The organism is Paralysiella testudinis, from assembly GCF_016894345.1.
GTDB classification, from domain to species: Bacteria; Pseudomonadota; Gammaproteobacteria; order Burkholderiales; family Neisseriaceae; genus Paralysiella; species Paralysiella testudinis.
Genome location: NZ_CP069798.1, coordinates 1,857,109 through 1,876,260, shown reverse-complemented (window position 1 = coordinate 1,876,260; position 19,152 = coordinate 1,857,109). Strand labels below are relative to the sequence as shown.

The window sequence follows — 19,152 nt, the reverse complement described above, 5'->3', positions numbered from 1 at the left end:
GCCGCTTAACAAATTTTACCCGCCCACACCTGCGCGTTTATCACGCCCATCGTTTTGTTTTCTGCCTGCCCACCGTCTTTCAGGCAGCCAAGCCTTGTTTGGCCTTGCTTGCTTGTGCTATGTTGCATACCTTTAGCTTTCATATCCCGCACCATGCCCGAATTGCCCGAAGTTGAAACCACCCGCGCCGGTATTGCCCCGCACATCTGCGGCAAAGCCTTTGTGCGCACCCACATCCGTCAGCCGAAGTTACGCTGGCCGGTAAACCCCGACTTAGCGGCAGTGTTAAACGGCCAAACTGTGATGGCAGTGAGCCGACGTGCCAAATATCTGCTGATTCACACCGGTGCCGGTTATCTGATTATCCATCTGGGCATGTCCGGCAGTCTGCGTATTTACGAGCCCGGCCAACATCCGCCGCCGCAAAAACACGACCACGCCGACTTTGAATTTGCCGACGGCACCTTGCTGCGCTTTCACGACCCGCGCCGTTTTGGCGCTATTTTGTGGTTTGCCGGTGCACTGGAACACCATCCGCTGCTGCAACACTTGGGGCCGGAGCCTTTAAGTGCCGACTTCGATGCCGCTTATTTGCAGCACACCTTAGCCAAACAAAAACGCGCCATCAAACTGGCGTTGATGGACAATGCCGTGGTGGTGGGCGTGGGCAATATTTATGCCAACGAGGCGCTGTTTCAGGCAGCCATCGCCCCTACTCGCGCTGCCAACAGCCTGCAAGCACACGAATACACGGCGCTGGTGGCGGCCATTAAAGACGTTTTACAACGCGCCCTGGCCGCAGGCGGCAGCACCCTGCGCGACTTTGTAAACAGCGAAGGGCGCAGCGGCTATTTCCAGCAACAATATGCCGTGTATGGCCGCCAAAACGAAAACTGCCCGCACTGTGGCGGCCTGATTTACAAAATCACCCAAGGACAGCGCAGCAGTTTTTACTGCCCGCAATGCCAACATTAAGCCCAATCCCGCCATGAATGCTCAAAAACACACCCCGTTTCTGCTTGCGCTATACCGCCTGTGGCGGCTGTTGTGGTGGCTGGCCGGTGCCTGCTGGCGCGTATTTCGTTTTGGCCGCCTCAGCTCCAAACAGCGCGATGCGGCCATGATGGGCATTGCCGAACGGCTATTGAAAATTTTACACATTCGCTTGAATGTGAGCTGCCACGCCCAATGCCCGGCCAACCCGCCGGTGTTGGCGGTGGCCAACCACGTTTCGTGGCTGGATATTTTTGTGTTGATGGCACTGTATCCGAGTGGCTTTATTGCCAAGCAATCCATCCGCCACTGGCCGGTGGTGGGCACCTTGGCCGCGCATGTGGGCACTGTGTTTATCAACCGCCACTCGCGCACCGATGCGGGCAATGTCAACCAAACCATTGCCCGCACCTTGGCGGCCGGGCAAAGCGTAACCTTCTTTCCCGAAGCGCGCACCTCCGACGGCTTAAACGTATTGCCGTTTAAAGCCGCACTGTTTCAAGCCGCCATCGACACCGACACCCCGGTACAGGCCATGGCCTTACGCTATCTAAACCCACACGGCCAGCGCAGCACCGCCGTCGCTTGGGTGGGCGACACGCCGTTTTTTGCTTCCTTGTGGCGCATCGCACGCCAGCCGCACATCACCGCCCAAGTAGACTTCGCCTTACTGATGGGCAGCGGCTATACCGACTGCGCCGACCGCTATCAGCTCAAAGATGCCGCCGAGCAGTTTATCCGCCATAAAGTGAATGGTGATGGCTAGGGTCTGCTTAGCTCAATAAAAAACGCACCCGGTATGAATACACGGGTGCGTTGTTTTAAAAAGAAATTCGACAGCACCATCCACGTAGGTCGGATTTTTGAATCCGACATTTGGCCGATAAGGCCAGATGCAGCAACCTTATTCTTTGCACCAGCGTCGGATTCAAGAATCCGACCTACACGTCTGCTCAACCCACAAAATGATAACTTGCCGTATTTAGCCAAAGCCACACATTTAAGGCTGCCTGAAAATCAGTTCAAACCTTTTCAGGCAGCCTTGATGAAACCTACGCCTATCTGCCCTTAAACATTGGCTTCGGCATTGATTTGCCGCAACAGCGCCACCGGATCGTCTGCTCCGGTAATCGGGCGCCCCATCACCAAATAGCTGCTGCCGGCGGCCAATGCCGCTTGCGGAGTCATGATGCGGCGCTGATCGTCGTTATTAGTGGCCACATTGGGGCGGATGCCGGGGGTCACCAACACAAAATCCGCGCCCAAATGCCGGCGCAACAGCGCCGCTTCTTGTGCCGAGCACACCACGCCATCCAGGCCGGAAGATTGCGCCAGCTGCGCCCAACTCAGCACCAGCTCGGCCACCGGCAATTCAAGGCCGATTTCGGCCAAGTCGGCCTGCTCCATGCTGGTGAGCACGGTAACGCCAATCAGCAAAGGCTTGTGCGATAAAGGTGCCAGCGCGGCCACGGCGGCTTCCATCATGCGCCGCCCGCCCAAGCTGTGCATGTCCACCATCCACACGCCCATTTCGGCAGCCACTTTGCAGGCCGCCGCCACGGTGTGCGGAATATCGTGGTATTTCAAATCCAAAAACAATTTAAAGCCTTGCTGAATCAGGCTTTCAGCCAAACGGCGACCGCTGGCGGTAAACAATTCTTTGCCGATTTTAAGCTGGCACAGTGTGGGATCGAGCCTGCGCACAAAATTCAGCGTTTCATCGGCACTGGCAAAATCAAGCGCCACAATCACCGGCGTGCGTTGTACCGGCAAGCTGCCATCAAGGATTAAAGGATTCATAGGATTTTGTTTCTTTGAAATTTATTTTTACGCAAACGGATGAATTGGCCGCCATAAGGCTGCCTGAAAAAGTTTTATACTGATACCAATTCTAAAAAATAAGATCACAAGGCGGCGAGCCGCAGACAGTACAGCTAGTACGGCAAGGCGAGCCAACGCAGTTAGGTTAATTTTTAGAATTGGTATGAATTTAATTGAAACTAATACGGCTGGTCTGCCCTACGCACCGCCAAACCCCATTGTTGCGATGCGGCTTCAAAATCGGCACTGTCGGCCTGCGGCACGATGGCAAGGCAATAATAATCGCCACCGGTTGCGGTATTGTACAGCACCGCGCCGTGCGCCAAAAACTGCGGATAAGCCGCTTGCATCAGCGTTTCAGGCAAATCTTCATCTTGATTTTGTGCCGTCCATACCGGCTGGAAACCAAAACGTGCCGCCATCTCTGCTACCCAATCGATAAAGGAATCGCCGTCTTTCCAGTCCACCAAAAAAGCATGTTGCGCATCCAACAGCCCGCCGGTGCCGAAATGAATGATGTTGTCCGGCTGCCAATCGGTTTCCCCTTCTGCCGCCAATTGAGCCGCCACGCCTTGATACACGGCCTCAACATCTTGCGGCTGATCCCGATACAGCACCGCCAACCAATGGCGAAATGCGGCGGCATCATCCGCAGCAGCCGTATGCCGCTGCGGCGGAAGGGCTTGCACAGCCGGCAATGGCCGGCGGCGCTTGAACAGCAACAGTAAAAACACGGCCAATAAGCCAAAAATGATGATGTATTTCATGGTTCAAGGCCTTATACCGGCAAGGCAAATTCTGCCTGATGTGCGGCCACATAGGCAGCGGCGGCGGCCAGATCCTCATCGGCCACATCGTAGTAATCGCCGTCCAGCTCTTCAAAAGCCGCGAATTGGGCACGCAAGTCATCCATATCAACCTCATCACTGGCCAGCGCTTCGATTTGGCCGCCGTGCTCGGCATACAGCACACGCGCTTTGTCCAGCACCTTGGGCGTGGCTTTGATGCCCCAGCGGCGCAGGCTGTCGGCTAAGGGATTGGCAAACACATAGTCGCCATAGCCCGCGGCAATCAATTGCACAAAGCCGCCCTCTTGCACTTGGCTGTCCAAATAGCAATACGCCAGCAACGTGTGTTGCGCATCGCCAAGCTTGGCCATGCCCGCTTCTTCGCCTTGCTCGGCCACAAAGTCTAGGTATTCGGCGGCCAAGGCATACAGTTGTTCCACGCTCATGCGCTTTCCTTTATCGCTTGTATTTAAGGTTTTCAGGCAGCCTTGAGGCTGCCTGAAAGATATAGTGGATTAAATTTGAATCAAGACAAGGCGACGAGCCGCAGACAGTACAGGCCGCAGACAGTACAGATAGTACGGCCAGGCGAGGCAACGCAGTATTGGTTCAAATTTAATTCACTATAACGCTATACTTCAATGCGGTTGGGCGTAAACGTTTCCCACTTATTGCACGCCGGGCAATGCCAGAAAAACACTTGCGATTTAAAATGGCAATGGCGGCAGCGGTACATCACCGCTTTTTGCATTTGCCGCCCCACCACGCTGCGCATCAAGTCGGCATCGGCTCGCCAAGTGGGATCCATATCGCTGATTTGCAAACCAAGCAAACGGTATACCCCGGCCAAATCGGGCTTGGCCCGCACCAGCTCGGCAGCGGTTTGCGCCGCCGCTTGCTCGCCGTAGAGCAGCAGCGATTTTTCGTAAATCACATTGATGATGTCCAGCTGCGGAAAGGTTTGTGCATAGCCTTGCAACACCGCCAAGCCTTCTTGCGGCTTGCCCAAAGCGTCGTAGGCATCGTACAGGCGCTCGGCGGCCATGCTCAGGTATTCGTGGTTTTGTTTTTCAATCGCGCTGTAGGCATCGATGGCGGCTTGATATTGCCCCTGCTTTTGCGCAGCATCGCCCAAAATCAAATTGGCACGAGTACATTTGCGGTTTACCGCCAAGGCTTGATGGGCATAAGCCGTGGCTTCGTCAAAGCGCGACTGAAACAAGGCTGCCTGCGCCCGCTCGCAATAAAATTGGGCAATTTCAAATTGATAGCTCTGATCGCCGTGGCTGAGCGTTTGCGCCAATTCAATCGCTTTTTCCCAGTCGCGGTCTTGCTGATAGATGTGCAACAACACCTGCCGCGCCGGTTTGGCCATCACGCCATTTTGCAAGCCGATAAAAATCTGCTCGGCTCTGTCCACCAAGCCGGCGGCTTGATAATCCTGCCCCAGCTCAAACAGCACCGCATCGCGGCGCTCGCCCACGGTGTCGGGGGAGTCGAGCAGTTTTTGATGCAGCACAACGGCTTTGTCGTTTTCGCCGCGCTGGCGGTAGAGCTTGCCCAAGGTTAGGTGCAGCTCATAAGTGCTTTGCTTGGCGTCGCTTTGCTGATCCACCACCTCGGCCAATTCACGCACGGCCTTGCCGCTGTTGCGCTCCACCAAGGCATCCAAGCTTTTGTAAAAGCCCACCGGCACCGATTTGGCCTGCGCCAATACCGAGCGCATGTCCACCCGTGCGGCAAACCAGCCCATGGCGAAAAACACCGGCAGCAAAGCCACCGGCGCCAGCCACAGCCAAAAATCATTGCCGTCCATAATCAGCCTTTTTGATTGGGTATGGCCATTGTGGTGGCGGGTGGTGTAGCTGCCAACTCGGCACCACGACCATTTTTGCGGATTTCGCGGCGCAGGCGGTTCACCTCGTTGCGCAAGGCCAGCAAACGCCCCAGCATCGCCAGCACGCCGAAGATGGCGCCCACCACAAAAAAGCCCAGCAGCAGCACAATCAACGGCAGGCTGATTTCCTGCCCCGGTAAGTAATGAAACGCCGTGCTCTGGGTATTGCTGACCGCCAGCAGCACAAACGCCAGCAAAATCAAAATTTTAATCAAGGCATAAACGATTTTCATCTGATTCCCTTGGCCGTAATAGGCTCTCTAAAAGTCTGTTTACAATCTTTATATCGTGCCGCTTTCAGCACATAAACAGGCTCTAACGCTTTAAAAAAACGCGCCGGTATTGCCGGACAACATCAGCAAGTGTAAACGATTTGGCCTGTTTGCGATACGCCCGCCAGCCATTGCATTGCACAAAAAGCCATGCTTGCGTGTACAATCGGGCTTCATTTTGCTTTACAGAACACCGATGATCAAACCGCTGAACACCCGCCAACGCCAACAAATCCGCAACCTCAGCGCCGCCGCGCTGGTAAACCATCTGGCCAACCACCACACCGGCTTTGCTGACATGCTGGCCGCTTTGGTGTATTGGTTTCGCTGCGGCGGCGCCGACGATGCCGAGATGCGCATCATCGCCCTACAAAACGCCTTGCGGCTCAACCCCGGCCAATGTGCGCTAATTGGCGAAGTATTACACCACTGGCTGCGCCAAGTGCATCTGTATCCGGGCTTTGTGAGTGTGGGGCTGTTTTCGCGCCAAGGCTTTATGCGTGAAATGGGCACCCGCCTATACGACCGCTTCAACCCGCCGCCGCAGTCGGCGCAAGATTTGCGCGACGTGCTCAAACAAGCATTTGATGGCCGCCAAGATCCGGCATGGCTGAACCGCATTGCTCCGGCGCAATGGGAAATACTCTACCGCATTTTGAGCGAACACACGGGTGCCGACGCCGTGCGCAGCTCTGCCGCCCATTTCGAGCATGAATCACTGCATGCAATGGAAATGCTGTCGATCTGGGTGGCCGCCGAAGAGCTCGACGGCGACCTGATCCGCATTGACAAACGCCTGCTGGAAATCGACTCGCCTTTTGTGGCCTTACAGCGGGAAATGACCCAGCTCACGCATCACGCCCACGCCCGTTTGGGCGATGCCGACTTAGCGCCCTACGACGACAGCCACGCCCGCGTGATGATAGACCAATGCCGCCAGCAAATTGCGCGCTTAAAGCGGCGCGGCACCGGCGCAGGCGCGGGCTCATCCATGGCGGTGGCGCATTTGCTGGAGCGGCTCACCCAAACGGTTAACCGGCTCGAAGCCCTGCTCAATATCCAAACCGCCGCCAACAGCGCCGAGCGCAGCCACCATATCTTGCGCCTGGCTGGGCATTTGATTCAGGCCGGTGCCAACCATCAAAGCATCGGCTCTTTGTGGCGCAGCAGTGTGCGCATGTTGTCGCAAAGCATCACCCAAAACACCAGCGACCACGGCGAGCATTACATCACTCGCAACCGCCGCGAATACTGGGGCATGTTGCGCTCCGCCGCCGGTGCCGGGGTGATTATTGCCCTAATGGCCTTGCTGAAAATCCGCATTGGCGAGCTGGGTTTCAGTGAAGGCTTTACCACCTTATTGGTGTGTCTGAATTATGGGCTCGGCTTTGTATTGGTGCACATCCTTCATTTCACCATCGCCACCAAGCAGCCCGCCATGACCGCCGCCAGTGTGGCGGCCGAAGTACAGCGCAACGACAAAGGGCGCGCACAATCGGCCAGGCTTGCCGGGCTGCTACTGGATGTGAACCGCTCGCAAAGTATTGCCGTGGTGGGTAATGTGAGCGTGGCGATTGGGGTGGCCATGGTGTTGAGCTTGGCGGTGTTTTATTGGCAAGGCCAAACCATGTTAAGCGCAGAAACGTCGGCCTACTTGGTGCACGCCAACCAGCCGCTGGCCGGGCTGGCATTGTATTACGCCGCCATCGCCGCCGTGTGGCTGTTTTGCTCGGGCATTATTGCCGGCTTTTTCGACAACCGCGCCGACTATTTGCAACTGGCACAACGGATTCAAGATCATCCTTGGCTGAGCAAAATCATGCGCCCGGCCACCCGCAAACGCTTGGGCGAATATCTGCATCAAAATTACGGCTCATTGATGGGTAATTTCCTGTTCGGCGTGCTGCTGGGGCTTACCGGCTATATCGGCCACCTCACCGGCCTACCGCTAGACATCCGCCATGTGGCGTTTGCCTCCGCCAATTTGGGCTATGCTGCCGCCAGCACCGGCATGGACATCGGCTCGTTTTTACTGAATTTGCTGTTTGTACTGATGATTGGCGTGGTAAACCTGTGGGTGAGCTTTGCGCTGGCATTGGTGGTGGCACTGCGCGCACGCGAAGCCCGGCTGGGCAATATCGGCACCCTGCTCGCTGCCGTGGCCGCCGAAGTCAAAGCCCGCCCCTTAAGTTTGGTGTTTCCGCCGAAAAATGAAGTTGAGGCAACAGCGGCTGAGGAGGAAATAGCGAAATAGGCACCGATGGCCGGCCAATAAAAACGAAAAACGGGCATAACGCCCGTTTTTGTTTATTTCACTGAAGTTGCGCACTCGAATAAAAATAATCCGCTTCGTTTTACTTTAGTTTGTCAATGGATTGCCGAATCAAGCTCGGTAATGACGGCCTTACACTTCAGGCAGCCTTTATATGGGAATGCGTAACTTCAGTCTAATCACTAAGCCGATATTTCAGCCCAATATATGCCCCAACTTCTGCGCCTTGGTACTTAAGTAATGCGCATTTTCACTGTTTTGCCCCACTTCCAGCGGCACCCGTTCGACCACGTCAATGCCCACACGATTGAGTGTGGCCACTTTTTGCGGGTTGTTGGTCATCAAATGCACCGAGGCTACCTGTAAATAATCCAAAATGTGTTTGGCCAACACAAAATCGCGTGCATCCACCGGCAAGCCCAATGCCACATTGGCTTCTACGGTGTCCAAGCCTTGATCTTGCAATTGGTAGGCACGGATTTTGTTAATCAGGCCGATGCCGCGGCCTTCTTGGCGCAGGTACACAATCACGCCGCGGCCTTTGGCTTGCACCGCCTGCATGGCCGCTTGTAGTTGCGGGCCGCAGTCGCAGCGTTGTGAAAACAGCGCATCGCCGGTGAGGCATTCGGAATGCACGCGTGCCAATACCGGCGCGCCGTCGTTGATGATGCCCATGCTCAGCGCCACGTGCTCTTGGCCGCTGCGCAGCTCTTCAAAGCCGTGCATGGTGAATTCGCCCCATTCGGTGGGCAGGCGGCAGGCAGCCACAAAACGCAAGGGGTTGTCGGTGTGGGTGTTATTGATCATGATTTTCTTCTGTTGAGGGTTGTGGCGGCGGCTGCCATTGGCTATGCAATTGCTGCAATAAGGGCAGCAGTGCCAGCGCCAGCCCCACCCATTGCGCCAAATTGTCGTTATCAAAGGCATTGGGGCGGGCAGCTTCGGCATACACCACGCCCAATACACGGCCATCTTGGCCATATATGGGCAAGGCCAGCTGGCTGTGGCTGCGGCGGTGCTGCTCGCCTTGCAATTCGCCCAAGGCCAGCCATTGCGCTACATCGTCTACTTGATTGAGCCAGCCGGTTTCGGCGCTGCGGCTGGCAATATGGTGCCAACAAGCCGCTTCGTCAACCGGCAACAATGCCTCCAGCGGCTGCCCCTGCGCCACCAGCCGCAATAATTGGCCGCCATGTTGCGGCACATTGGCAGGCAGCAACAGGTAAATGGCGGCCCGCTCAACCGCGGCATCGGTATTGGCGCAGCGGCTGTAAAGCGAGTCTAGCGCCAAATACAGCTGCCGCAGCAATGCGTGATTGTCGGGGTTTTCAGGCAGCTCATCGGCCAAAGCAATGCCGTTTTCTGCACCGTACCATAAAAGGCTGTGCTCGATTTCGGCAGCAGCCATATTGATCACCGTTTGTGCAGTCAAACAGGCCATGTGCACTTCGTCTGCGGGCAACTTTAAGCCCTGCGTATCCAAATAATCTGCAATTGCCGCCTTAATCATGCCTTAATTCCTGATGGTGGCGCATTGATATTGCCAATGTCGCCGATGGTGTCGTTCAAAAAATAATGATGTTTGTCGTGCATAAAACAAAAGCCCTTTGCATCACAAAGGGCTTTGGGAATCTGGCGGAGGTGTTTTTCAAAAATCACTTTGCAACAAACCGCTTCTAACTGTAAGCCAAATATAGCCCCCGTTTCGCTTGAATAGCTACCAACAGAGGTACTAAAAACGGGTTCGAACTGTAAAAAAATATGTAGTTTGTACATTCTACACGATTGCACAGCCATGCGGAGCAGAGTAAATGCGGCGAAAGCAGGCGGGCGTTAAGTTTACAGATGCCCGAATAAGGTCAATGCCAGCCGATGCATGGATGATTGTAGTGGTCAAAATTAAAAGTTATGGTGTATGGCTACATCAGTTTACAACACCAGACAGATGCCGAACAAAACGAACACTTGGGCATAATTTTGCATAATGCACAGCGGCAAGCTCTGTGCCGGATAAGATACAAAAAACACCAGCACAAGGCTGGTGTTGCATGTTTCATGCATGTAAGCAATGGCTTGAATACCTAGTTTTTTACAGTTTTAAGGCCATTCCGCCGGTATTCAAATAAACAGCAAAGGCGGCTTGGATCAAGGCTTACTTTTTGCAAATGGCGCGGATAGCATCAACAAAGCCTCCGTGCGGAACACCGCAAAAGCACCATAACAGCACACCTTTGCCGCATTGAATCTGATGGTAGGAGCCAACCCCATGGAGCTGCTAATTGAGAACCATGCACGCTGGATTGACTTAGCAAACAAACAACGTGAAAAGGTAAAATCAAGCAGCTTTTCAATACAAACTGTGCCATCAGAAGCGGATAAAATATCAATGAGTTGATATTTAAAAAAAATCTGGTGGTGGGGTGGAACCCTGCGCCAAACCTCAGTAACTCAGCGCCTTACAACCGCTTCGAACTTCTGCGGAAAGGTGCGGAATCCAGCCCTTATTGCCCGCAATCCTACCAGTTCGCATGCTCATTGACATCAACCGAGTGCAGGCAACCGGCATCCAGTTCGATTCCCGTTCACGGAATTGAACCCCCGTCCGCAGATTTTCCGGTTTTGCCCAATTCCTTGAAGATGCTGGACAAGTGCAAGGACCGCTTTTCAACGAAAGTCTTGAACGACGCAAAATCCAATGGTGCGTCCGTAGGGATCAATAGTCCATCAAGGCTAAGCCCCTCTTGTTCCTTGAGCCAATCAGCAAATGGCCGGTCTTGCTTCGATTTGTTTCTGGATTCCTCCAAGAGGTGGAGGTTGACGATGCTGTTCCAGTTTTCGCGGTTCAGAAAAAACTCCAGTGCCTCTGGTTTTCCTTTCAAGAATTCGCACTGAGACAGCCTGTCCTGGCTGAAAGATGCCGCTGGATGAATATGATCCTTCTGCAGTGCCCGTGTGTAGTCGAGGTCCGGCATGAGCAATGCCAAGATCGAGAAGCACGACGCATCATCTTTCTGGGTTTTGAGCAATCGGCTGACGAAGTCATCATCGAAAAGCAGATCCTTGCTGTTCCCTCGATAGTCCTCAATGATCTTCGACAGCGGGAACGACGCTTCAGTCCTATTGGCTTTGATGATCTTGCGCAAGTTCGTTAGCAATGCATCCCCTTGGCCACCGAAAACGCCTTTGAGCAGTGACATGTGCAACCACTGCCAAATCAGTTTTCGATCCTGGATATGGAATGCTTGCTTGTTGATGCTTGAGAACACCCCCTTCTTGCCAGTGGAGGCATCGCGCCCTTTGTGATACAGGTAGTAGGCAATAGGAATGGCAGCGTTCTTTGCACGAAGAGATGCATCGTTGAGACCAAACGACCGGATCAGTCGAAACGTCTCCAAGATGCAGGCACTGATTTCATCCCATTCACTCTCAATTCTGGCCACCTGCGCACCGGCGAAGTTTTCGACCTTGAAGCGGATGTCGGCATCTGTCAAAGCCAGCGCCGCCTTCAATATCCAGTCACGATCAATTGAGAACTCCATGTCAGAGCCAAACCGGACCTTGTCCACCAGATCGTCGATCTGCTGACGCGCATCCTTTTTCCAGTTCGCGATGGCAATCGACATCAGCAAATCGGAGAATGACAGAGGCGTGCCTCCGTGGTTGGTACGAATGAAGATATCCAGAACGTGGTCGATCTTCTGGCTCGTCTCGTTGTAGTAATGAATCAAGGTGTCACGACGAACAGCAAAATAGAGCCGTGTCAGGGTCTTTCTGGCATATGCGTTCGACGACATGCCAAGCTTTTCAAGGTGGGCCATGACCACGTCCAACACCTGATCTGCAGTCTCCGCCTCTTCAAGGTCCAGCACATCACCGACAAGAAACCAGCATTTGCCGTCGGTAGATTTCTCTTGTTCTTGCTTGGTCAGGAAGGAGAACTCATAGGACATCATTTCCTCGTTACGCTCTTCGTCTAAGGGCGCAGCGATATTCAGGTGGAGCCGTCTCGGGGGCAAAATGGAATCATCTTGAGTCTTCGGCCACCACTTGCGCGGCAACCTGTAGGCGTAGGTGCCTTTAAGGCCGATATACAGCGATGTCAGCCGCTGTTGACCATCTATGACAGCCTGGAAGTTTCCGTGCCCCTTGGTATCAAAGTCAGGGTTGTTCTCGCCGAAACGTTCACAATATTTTTCTAGAAACTGGTAGAACCGGAAGTTGCTCTTGACCTCCGCATCGGTCACCTCCCAAAACATGAAGGTGTTGATGGGATAACCGCGCATGATCGAGTCGAATAGCACTTCGATCTGGGATGTGCTCCATGTGAACTTTCGCTGTATCGCGGGTAGGAGATACCGGCGCGAGACAATGTTCTGGATTGCCTTGCCGATAGAAATGGCCTTTTCGTACTCGCCTGACATTCAACATTCCTTATTCGATACAAATCAAGAGGACGCTTTACGAGCCGCATCATCAAACCGGGGACACAATTTTCGTGTCGACGAGTGAGCGCAGGTGCTCTTCAAGCAGCTTTGCAATGCGCCCGCCAGAGATCAGCACACCGGCCTCCATGTTTTTTTCCATGGCGTGCCCGGTCAGGTTCGCGCTGGTGATGAAACACATCCTGCCGTCTGCGACAGCGACTTTGGCGTGGACGCGGCCATCGGAAAACGGGTCGGCCTTGTCGCGCCAGGCATAGAGATTGGCGGCCGGAACCAGCGTTCTCATTTTCCCTATCGCGTCGAAGGTAATGCTGCCGCCGTGCTCTTGGGACAACTCAAGCAGCATTGATATGGCCACACCGCGATCATTTGCCGCGTTCAGCGCCTTGACGATGGTGGACACGTCGTAGGCCACGAAGCTGGTAATGAACAACGACTGCTCTGCGGAGTTGATGACCTGCAGCAGCGCCTGCTCTGTTCGACGCGCCGACACGAAAGGCGTCGTCGGGCCAGTCCACACGAGTTCGGTGGATTGCTCAGAAGCGGCTTTGGCGTAAACGTGGCTGGCGGCGATAAGCATTGATGCCAGTTCATCTGAACCGACAGTGGTGTTTTGCCAGGCTGCCGCAAGCTGTTCGACCACGCTGCTGGCTACCGGGGTTCCGACCACACTCGGCAACGCCGTCGCAGCCTTGCTGGCATCAGTTCGACGAACGCGGGCTGCAACGGCCTGCACCTTCTCGGGCGAGACCAGAGAGACCAAGGCTGCAATGGCATCCAAGAGTTCATCCATGTCAAAAACCCTTGAAGAAAGCAGCGTTGGCGCGTTCGAGTGTTGGTATGAGCAGCGATCGATCCAGATACCGATTACCCCGCTCGCAAGATGTCTCCGCCACTAAAGAGCACGCATGGCAAGCAGCCCCATGCAATGAGCGATCTTTTTCGGGGTCATGTTCCGAGCAGAGCGGATCTGATGAGCAGATCTTCGAACGATTCAGTGCTTGCTCCAGCAGGCGGCCAAGGTTTTCTGGCTTCCCGAGGTCGACAAGGCCACCCAGCGTGCCGTCAGAATCTGCTGCTGCGGTGTAGATGAGGATGCCCGCCTGCGGACTGTCGCCCGATGTATCGGCATAGATGCGCTCACGAATGCTCGCAGCGTTGTATCCGCACTCCAGCGCCAGTTCACGAATCAGCAAATGAGACAGGGTGTGCAGCATTGCATAGCGAATGCCGGGGTAGCCTTCGTTCGGGTCGAGATGACGCGAATTGCGCCATCCCTTATGACCACCACGGAGCATCTGGTCGACCTTTTTCACGCCATCCAATGCCTCCCATTTGACGAGCGCGGCTTCGTCAAACTGCACGAAGATCCCTTCGCCGTGAACCTGATTGGCTGGCACCCAGTCTGGCTTGCTGCGCGACAGGCTGGCCATTTGGGGGCGTTCATTCGGATCGCCAGACTCTTCGGGCGCTTCGACCCGAGTGAAGCCCAACAAGGCATTCACCTCGCGCAAGCGCTCAAGGAGCAAGACTCGACTGATATGGCCGCTGAATCCCGGTGGCGTGCCGACCTTCTTGCTCATGAAGTGCGGGTAGTCCGTGGGAGGATTGGCCTCTGTTAGTACATCCCACTCGGGCCCTTTGATGTCGGCCTCACCCACGACCTCCTGTCCGCCGCCATTGCGGTGTGCTTCGACGGCCGACCAGATCGACGCAGCCTGATACTTGTCGATTCCTGGCAGCGCCCCGGTCTTCTTCAAGGTCTTCACCGTCACCGACACCTCGGCTTCGGATTCAAGTTCGTCGAAAAACTCCCAGCCATCCTGGATCAGTTGACTGAGCGGGTCCTTGGTCTGGGGGATTGCAAGTGCGGAGAGCGTGATCGGGAACCAGCTGTTCGTGGCTCCCAATAGCACCGCGCGTGCTTCCTCATCGCATTCGTGGTCGAAGTGGTCTAGGTGCGGATGCCGTCCTCGGCACCCCGGCAGATTCTCTTTTCCTGCCTTGCCGAAAGCGTGCGCCATGCTTCTGGATGCCCCACAGGCATCACACTTCACCCACAGGTTTTCCGTTTGCAGCGACGCGCCGCTCTCGAAGAAGCGCAGCGTGCCCTTGCACGAGCTGTTACCTCCATGGACGAAGTAGTGCCACGGAAAATCGTCGAGGTGGCCATCGCGACAGGCCAACAAGAAACGCGCGGGGACGGCATCCGCATCCTTTGCGGGCTGGTCACCTTTGGAGCCACGGCAGCCTTTGTGAACGAAGCGGGTTCGCTCCGGCCTGAAGCGGTTCTCCTTGATCTCGAACAGACCGGCATCAAAGGGCGACAGCAGGCCGCACTTCACGCAGCGCATCCAGCGCGGGAATGGCCGGACGGGAACGCCGATATTGGCCTCGGCCGACCAGACGTCGACGAGTTCACTCTTCTGGAAGGGTGGCATCCGCAGATTCTCAACCTGCGCCCCCAATACCTTTCGAACGGCAGCGAGCAGCCGTGCCTCTTGAATCGGCTGGCAGCGGTCTTTTTCCCATCGGTCAATGCCGAGCGTCACGACTGATAAGCTGGGCAGGTCGATCAGCGCACCGGGGCCATAAGTCCACAGCAATTGGCTGGGGCGTACTTCGCCGACTGGCGTTTTGTTGTTGATGATCATGTTCAATCCTCATCCTTCGTTGCGGGACGAGGCTTCCAATCGTGATCGTCCGTGATATGGCTCGTGTTCATGATCAGGCGCACGCCGGGCTCCACTTCTCGCATCGACATCGGTACGGTCCAGTTGTCCCAGGCCTGAAGGCCGGGCGACTTGATCAATGCAACGGTCTTGTCTTTTTCGGGGCCGCGCTTCTCATAGGCCAAGATGCGTCCTCCCTTGCTGACTTCTTTCGCCCATTCGTCTGCACGTTCTTTCAGCTCAGTCTCAGCCAACTGCTTGCGCGAGTTGTCTTCAGCGACATTGCCCGCACGAGTCGCCAATATCTTGATGGCATCCGTCATCTCGGCCTGGTTGGACATGCTCAGTTGGCCCGCGCCTTCGTTCGGGCTGAACACATCGTTCTCAAGGCGCATCAGACTCAGCATCGCGCCGGTCAAACCCCGGTCCATCGCGCGCGGTGAGAACGGCGTTACCGATTGCGCTTCGACGTGTTTGTAGAACGTGGCGTGGTAATGCTCGAAGGTTTCGTAATGCGACAGGTCGCGCGGTCTGGCCCAAGTCAGCACCGTGCAAACCAAGCCTGGGAAGGAGCGCCCGACACGACTGGTAGCCTGAATGTATTCGGCCGTTCCTTTGGGTTGCCCGTTCACTGCCATCAGCCCGAGTCGATTCACGTCGACCCCCACGGACAGCATGTTGGTAGCCAGCACCACATCAATGGCACGAGTGTCGCCTTCCTGCCAGCGGGTCACATACTTGCCGGTTGCAATGTCGAACTCCGACTTGAACTTGACCTCCAGGTTATCGAGGTACTTGGGGATGTCCTGGCTCGATACCCGAGATGTCAGCTCGCGAATGTTGCTGATGCTGCGTTGTGCGAGTGCGGGCCGTTCCACCATGCTCATCTGCACGCGGTAGGAACGCGTTTGCACGTCGTCCTCTGCCAATCGCTTCATGCCGCCCAACTCTCGCAGGGAGTTGAAGTAGCCGACCATGGTCATGTACGGGTCAGCGGGTTCGCCAAAGTGATCGAACAGTTCCTGTGCTGCCGTCAAGAACGCGGTGTAGACACGGATCAACATCGCGGGGCGCGAACTGCCGGGGGAGCACACCCCGAGGTAACGCCGTCCCGGTTTGTCTTCGATCGGGCGCTGCACCGAGAAGAAATTGTCTTCCACATCCAGACCGTGCGGCGGAAAAACCGAAACACGGCGCATGAAGACGTTGTTCACTTGCTCCTTGGCTTTGCGCACCGTTGCCGTAGAGGCGATGATCTTCGGTTTGACCGTTTTGCCATCAAGCGTCCAGCCGCACAGTTCATCCACGGCGGTCTCATACAGGCCGACCATGGTGCCCAGGGGCCCACTGATCAGGTGGAACTCATCCTGAATGATCAAGTCAGGCGGGCGAATCGGGCTGATGGTCTTTACCTTCGAAGAAGGAAGGCCCTTGCCAGCCTGGTGGTTACCATTGCAATCGGCCCCTTGCCAAAGCAGGCCGTGGCGCTCGCATTCCTGCCCCACGCGACCAAACAGTGTGCGCACCTGACCTCGCCAAGCCATCATGGCGAACTTGTCCACGGTGGCGATCATCATCGTCGGTGGGCGGTGGTAGATCTCTTCGTCGACCACCAGCACCGGAATCCCCGGATGCGGCTGCTTGCTGGACTTGCCTTTGGAGAAGTCGCAGCGGCCTTTCTTGTCGCCGCAGTAGACGAAGGTGCGGCCAGAGCCTTTGTCGACCTCCACATCCCGTCCGGGTGCTACTTCCGAGCCGCACCACGGGCAACTGGTGAGCTGCGCGGGTGATGCCGCTCCTGCGTTGTACTTGCCGGGGTTGCGCACATTCTCAATGGCGCGGTGGCTGTCCTCGGTCGTGCCCGGTGTGACCTTGTTGCCAACCCAGAGGCCAATGGTGAAGGGTTCCGTGCCGAGGGATTTGTCGCCCTTCTCCAGCGCCTCTCGGCGCAGTACTTCCATGGCGCAAATCAACGCCGTGGCACGCTGGAACTGCTGCAACGTCAGCAAGCGCAGCGTGTAACGCATGATCACGGCCAAACCGCGTGAACTGTCGTACCCGCCAAGATTGCCCTGCATACGCCGGATAGCCATGGTGAAGGCCGCCACACCCAAATAGGCCTCGGTCTTGCCGCCGCCGGTGGGGAACCACAAGAGATCGGCATAGGCCTCGACAGGCTCAACGCGATCCGGGTGACTCGGATCTGCCAGAGACGGAATCGAGAGCAGCAGAAACGCCAACTGGAACGGACGCCAGCTGCGGTTCTTTAGCACATCGAATTTGTCGATGGAGACATCCTCGCCCCGGCGCATGGCCAGCGCGTATTGGCTGCGCACGCGTTGCGTCGCCATCGCTCGGTTGGCAAACCGGAACGCGGCCAGGGCTTTCTCATTGCCTTTCAGCGTGTCGATACCCTGCTGGAGGCGGGTGTGGATCTCTTGGCATCGGTCCATCGCCTGTTGCGACTGAGTGTCGTAGCCGGTCACTTCAGCCCCGACGCGAGCGCGCTGTTCATCAATCCACGCGGCGTAGTCCTTGGTCAGCATGCTCAAAGCGTCGACCAGCGGGTCAATCTCCAACGTCGCGAGGCGCTGCATATCGAGCAGGCCACTACTGACCATCTCGCGCATGGCCGGGCGGTCGGATGGATCGAGGCCGGGGGTCTCCGTCACCTGCACCTCGTACTGTGGCATCACCGTGGTGCGCACCTCGGTGGCCAGCGTCACGTCGTCTGGCGTTTCGGCATGGACGGCAACGCCATGGCCTACGGCGAATTCGACGCGGTTGCGGTAGATCATCTCCAGTGCTTCACGCTCGGGGTCCATACCGTCTGCGTCCAGCACCGGCCTGCGGCGGAAGATGGCGCGCTTGGCAGCGTCCTTCTCCGAACGAACGATCAATTCCGGCTGGAACACCCACGCCGTGTCGCGGTTGGTGTCAGGCTCTTCCTGTGCATTCACCAGGAACAGCGTGACCAGCCGGTCGCCATTGGCATTCTTGGCCCGGATGGAGCCCTGCACGCGCACTTCGGGAAACTCGTTGTCGGGTGCCTGATGCGGAATCACGCCTTCGGTCAGTGGCAACACGATCTTGCCGCCACAGGGAATGCGTTGCCACACCTTGGCCTTGGTCTGCACCTCGGCACCGGTTTCCTTGTTCTTGCGGGTGCGGAATATCTCGTGCTCGTCACTGCGCTCATACCGACCCCAGCGCGCTTCGATCTCGATCCGGTCGGCGTCACCATCCACGCAGAAGGTCATGCCGAGGCTGCTGGGCACCAGAGACTGGTTGCTGGCGGCATCAATCTCGTCAGACGAATCCGACTCCGGCTCCACACGCCCGGTGGCCGTTCCAAACTCCGCACCCGGCTCGTGACGTCCGGGAGCCTTGGCCTCCGTAGGCTCTTCGGCGTCGTCATTGGCCAGTGGCCCGTCCAGTCCCTCGATACCGCCCTGTGCGGCCTCACGTGGGGCCAGTTTGCCAACCAGGTAGCGATCCCGCACACCCATGTCGACGATGCGCTCACGAGGGCCGCCAGCGGGGCCGAGTAAGTCGTCCATCACGGCCAGTTGCAGCAGTTCGCGGATATAGGCCTGATCCTCGATGGTCGGCACTTCGGCGATGGTCTTGTACAGCGCCTTGGGGAGAGCCTCCAGAAAGTCCGTCCATTGAATTCGGCCAACGCTGCCGGACGAAGGCGGGGTGAGCGACGTAAGGCCAATCGGAACAGCCGGATCGACCAACAACATGCGGTCGAAGTAGAGTGTGGTGGTCTCCAGATCGGAACGAACCCGTAGTACCCGCCCGACCCGCGTGATGTGGCCAGCGACGTTCAGGATCAACACCCAATCGTCATCGGCGATGGCTTGATACAGCGAACCCTCGCCTTTCAGCCGCAACGTAAAGGGTGCAAGCGTGAGATCGGCAGCGAGGCCATGATCAATGGCGATCCAAGCGTTCGGATTTTTGTTCTGTATCAAGTCCATCATCACTCC

Annotated in this window: 17 protein-coding genes; 5 read left to right on the top strand and 12 right to left on the bottom strand. The window is 56.3% G+C overall.

Translation table 11 applies throughout. The features are described 5' to 3' along the window. The first annotated feature begins 153 nt into the window (after nt 1–153). From mutM to JQU52_RS09650, 3 genes are read left to right on the top strand one after another with little or no spacing between them, the layout of a single operon-like run. Nucleotides 154–975, top strand: a complete 822-nt coding sequence (gene mutM / locus JQU52_RS09660) for a bifunctional DNA-formamidopyrimidine glycosylase/DNA-(apurinic or apyrimidinic site) lyase (RefSeq protein WP_230338281.1) — start codon at nt 154–156, stop codon at nt 973–975. Between the two features lie 13 nt (nt 976–988). Then, nucleotides 989–1,759 (top strand): lysophospholipid acyltransferase family protein, encoded by a 771-nt coding sequence (locus tag JQU52_RS09655; protein WP_230338280.1) that lies wholly within the window; start codon nt 989–991, stop codon nt 1,757–1,759. A gap of 33 nt (nt 1,760–1,792) precedes the next feature. After that, nucleotides 1,793–2,065 (top strand): hypothetical protein, encoded by a 273-nt coding sequence (locus JQU52_RS09650; RefSeq protein WP_230338279.1) that lies wholly within the window; start codon nt 1,793–1,795, stop codon nt 2,063–2,065. On the opposite strand, the gene pyrF is transcribed toward JQU52_RS09650, so the two are convergent. From pyrF to JQU52_RS09625, 5 genes are all read right to left on the bottom strand, one after another. Then, the gene (gene pyrF / locus JQU52_RS09645) at nt 2,062–2,793 is read right to left on the bottom strand and encodes an orotidine-5'-phosphate decarboxylase (protein WP_230338278.1); all 732 of its coding nucleotides are present in this window, start codon (nt 2,791–2,793) and stop codon (nt 2,062–2,064) included. The genes JQU52_RS09650 and pyrF overlap by 4 nt on opposite strands. Nucleotides 2,794–2,993: 200 nt before the next feature. Beyond that, nucleotides 2,994–3,581, bottom strand: a complete 588-nt coding sequence (locus JQU52_RS09640) for a DUF6630 family protein (RefSeq protein ID WP_230338277.1) — start codon at nt 3,579–3,581, stop codon at nt 2,994–2,996. Between the two features lie 11 nt (nt 3,582–3,592). Continuing rightward, nucleotides 3,593–4,048, bottom strand: coding sequence for a DMP19 family protein (locus JQU52_RS09635; RefSeq protein ID WP_230338276.1), 456 nt, complete (start codon nt 4,046–4,048; stop codon nt 3,593–3,595). A 185-nt stretch (nt 4,049–4,233) separates the two neighbouring features. After that, a complete protein-coding gene (lapB, locus tag JQU52_RS09630; RefSeq protein ID WP_230338275.1) occupies nt 4,234–5,418 on the bottom strand; it encodes a lipopolysaccharide assembly protein LapB in 1,185 nt (394 codons plus the stop codon). A 2-nt stretch (nt 5,419–5,420) separates the two neighbouring features. Beyond that, nucleotides 5,421–5,732 carry a LapA family protein gene (locus JQU52_RS09625; RefSeq protein ID WP_230338274.1) on the bottom strand — a complete coding sequence of 104 codons (312 nt, stop codon included), beginning with the start codon at nt 5,730–5,732 and terminating at the stop codon, nt 5,421–5,423. A 235-nt stretch (nt 5,733–5,967) separates the two neighbouring features. On the opposite strand from JQU52_RS09625, the gene JQU52_RS09620 reads away from it, so the two are divergent. Next, entirely contained in the window at nt 5,968–8,025 is a 2,058-nt protein-coding gene (locus JQU52_RS09620; protein ID WP_230338273.1) for a site-specific recombinase, read from the top strand. Between the two features lie 213 nt (nt 8,026–8,238). Here JQU52_RS09620 and ribA read toward each other — a convergent pair whose 3' ends face one another. Genes ribA through JQU52_RS09605 form a run of 3 tightly spaced genes read right to left on the bottom strand, consistent with a single transcriptional unit; the run spans nt 8,239 to nt 9,819 of the window. Then, nucleotides 8,239–8,850 carry a GTP cyclohydrolase II gene (gene ribA / locus JQU52_RS09615; protein ID WP_230338272.1) on the bottom strand — a complete coding sequence of 204 codons (612 nt, stop codon included), beginning with the start codon at nt 8,848–8,850 and terminating at the stop codon, nt 8,239–8,241. After that, entirely contained in the window at nt 8,840–9,553 is a 714-nt protein-coding gene (locus tag JQU52_RS09610; RefSeq protein WP_230338271.1) for a GAF domain-containing protein, read from the bottom strand. Before JQU52_RS09610 ends, ribA begins: the two co-directional genes overlap by 11 nt. Further along, complete coding sequence (locus JQU52_RS09605; protein WP_230338270.1) at nt 9,550–9,819, bottom strand: hypothetical protein; 270 nt, start codon at nt 9,817–9,819, stop codon at nt 9,550–9,552. Before JQU52_RS09605 ends, JQU52_RS09610 begins: the two co-directional genes overlap by 4 nt. Before the next feature lie 490 nt (nt 9,820–10,309). Between JQU52_RS09605 and JQU52_RS14715 the strand changes: the two genes are divergently transcribed. Further along, nucleotides 10,310–10,438, top strand: coding sequence for a hypothetical protein (locus tag JQU52_RS14715; protein ID WP_268866614.1), 129 nt, complete (start codon nt 10,310–10,312; stop codon nt 10,436–10,438). Nucleotides 10,439–10,625: 187 nt separating this feature from the next. Here JQU52_RS14715 and JQU52_RS09600 read toward each other — a convergent pair whose 3' ends face one another. The 4 genes from JQU52_RS09600 to drmA are packed head-to-tail and all read right to left on the bottom strand — an operon-like array spanning nt 10,626 to nt 19,146. Continuing rightward, complete coding sequence (locus JQU52_RS09600) at nt 10,626–12,464, bottom strand: DUF262 domain-containing protein (protein WP_230338269.1); 1,839 nt, start codon at nt 12,462–12,464, stop codon at nt 10,626–10,628. 52 nt (nt 12,465–12,516) lie between these two features. Next, a complete protein-coding gene (drmC, locus tag JQU52_RS09595; protein WP_219162016.1) occupies nt 12,517–13,278 on the bottom strand; it encodes a DISARM system phospholipase D-like protein DrmC in 762 nt (253 codons plus the stop codon). A gap of 1 nt (nt 13,279) precedes the next feature. Then, nucleotides 13,280–15,139 carry a DUF1998 domain-containing protein gene (gene drmB / locus JQU52_RS09590; protein WP_230340563.1) on the bottom strand — a complete coding sequence of 620 codons (1,860 nt, stop codon included), beginning with the start codon at nt 15,137–15,139 and terminating at the stop codon, nt 13,280–13,282. Nucleotides 15,140–15,141: 2 nt separating this feature from the next. Then, nucleotides 15,142–19,146: a DISARM system helicase DrmA gene (gene drmA / locus JQU52_RS09585; RefSeq protein WP_230338268.1), complete on the bottom strand. Its 4,005-nt coding sequence runs from the start codon at nt 19,144–19,146 to the stop codon at nt 15,142–15,144. Nucleotides 19,147–19,152: the final 6 nt, after the last annotated feature.

Excerpts from the sequence above, each read along its gene's own strand:
- drmC (WP_219162016.1), bottom strand. The coding sequence starts at position 13,278 with ATGGATGAACTCTTGGATGCCATTGCAGCCTTGGTCTCTCTGGTCTCG.
- JQU52_RS09620 (WP_230338273.1), top strand. The coding sequence starts at position 5,968 with ATGATCAAACCGCTGAACACCCGCCAACGCCAACAAATCCGCAACCTC.
- JQU52_RS09635 (WP_230338276.1), bottom strand. The coding sequence starts at position 4,048 with ATGAGCGTGGAACAACTGTATGCCTTGGCCGCCGAATACCTAGACTTT.
- JQU52_RS09600 (WP_230338269.1), bottom strand. The coding sequence starts at position 12,464 with ATGTCAGGCGAGTACGAAAAGGCCATTTCTATCGGCAAGGCAATCCAG.
- JQU52_RS09650 (WP_230338279.1), top strand. The coding sequence starts at position 1,793 with ATGAATACACGGGTGCGTTGTTTTAAAAAGAAATTCGACAGCACCATC.
- JQU52_RS09610 (WP_230338271.1), bottom strand. The coding sequence starts at position 9,553 with ATGATTAAGGCGGCAATTGCAGATTATTTGGATACGCAGGGCTTAAAG.
- JQU52_RS09655 (WP_230338280.1), top strand. The coding sequence starts at position 989 with ATGAATGCTCAAAAACACACCCCGTTTCTGCTTGCGCTATACCGCCTG.
- JQU52_RS09640 (WP_230338277.1), bottom strand. The coding sequence starts at position 3,581 with ATGAAATACATCATCATTTTTGGCTTATTGGCCGTGTTTTTACTGTTG.
- ribA (WP_230338272.1), bottom strand. The coding sequence starts at position 8,850 with ATGATCAATAACACCCACACCGACAACCCCTTGCGTTTTGTGGCTGCC.
- JQU52_RS09625 (WP_230338274.1), bottom strand. The coding sequence starts at position 5,732 with ATGAAAATCGTTTATGCCTTGATTAAAATTTTGATTTTGCTGGCGTTT.
- JQU52_RS09605 (WP_230338270.1), bottom strand. The coding sequence starts at position 9,819 with ATGTACAAACTACATATTTTTTTACAGTTCGAACCCGTTTTTAGTACC.
- drmA (WP_230338268.1), bottom strand. The coding sequence starts at position 19,146 with ATGATGGACTTGATACAGAACAAAAATCCGAACGCTTGGATCGCCATT.
- pyrF (WP_230338278.1), bottom strand. The coding sequence starts at position 2,793 with ATGAATCCTTTAATCCTTGATGGCAGCTTGCCGGTACAACGCACGCCG.
- JQU52_RS14715 (WP_268866614.1), top strand. The coding sequence starts at position 10,310 with ATGGAGCTGCTAATTGAGAACCATGCACGCTGGATTGACTTAGCAAAC.
- drmB (WP_230340563.1), bottom strand. The coding sequence starts at position 15,139 with ATGATCATCAACAACAAAACGCCAGTCGGCGAAGTACGCCCCAGCCAA.
- mutM (WP_230338281.1), top strand. The coding sequence starts at position 154 with ATGCCCGAATTGCCCGAAGTTGAAACCACCCGCGCCGGTATTGCCCCG.
- lapB (WP_230338275.1), bottom strand. The coding sequence starts at position 5,418 with ATGGACGGCAATGATTTTTGGCTGTGGCTGGCGCCGGTGGCTTTGCTG.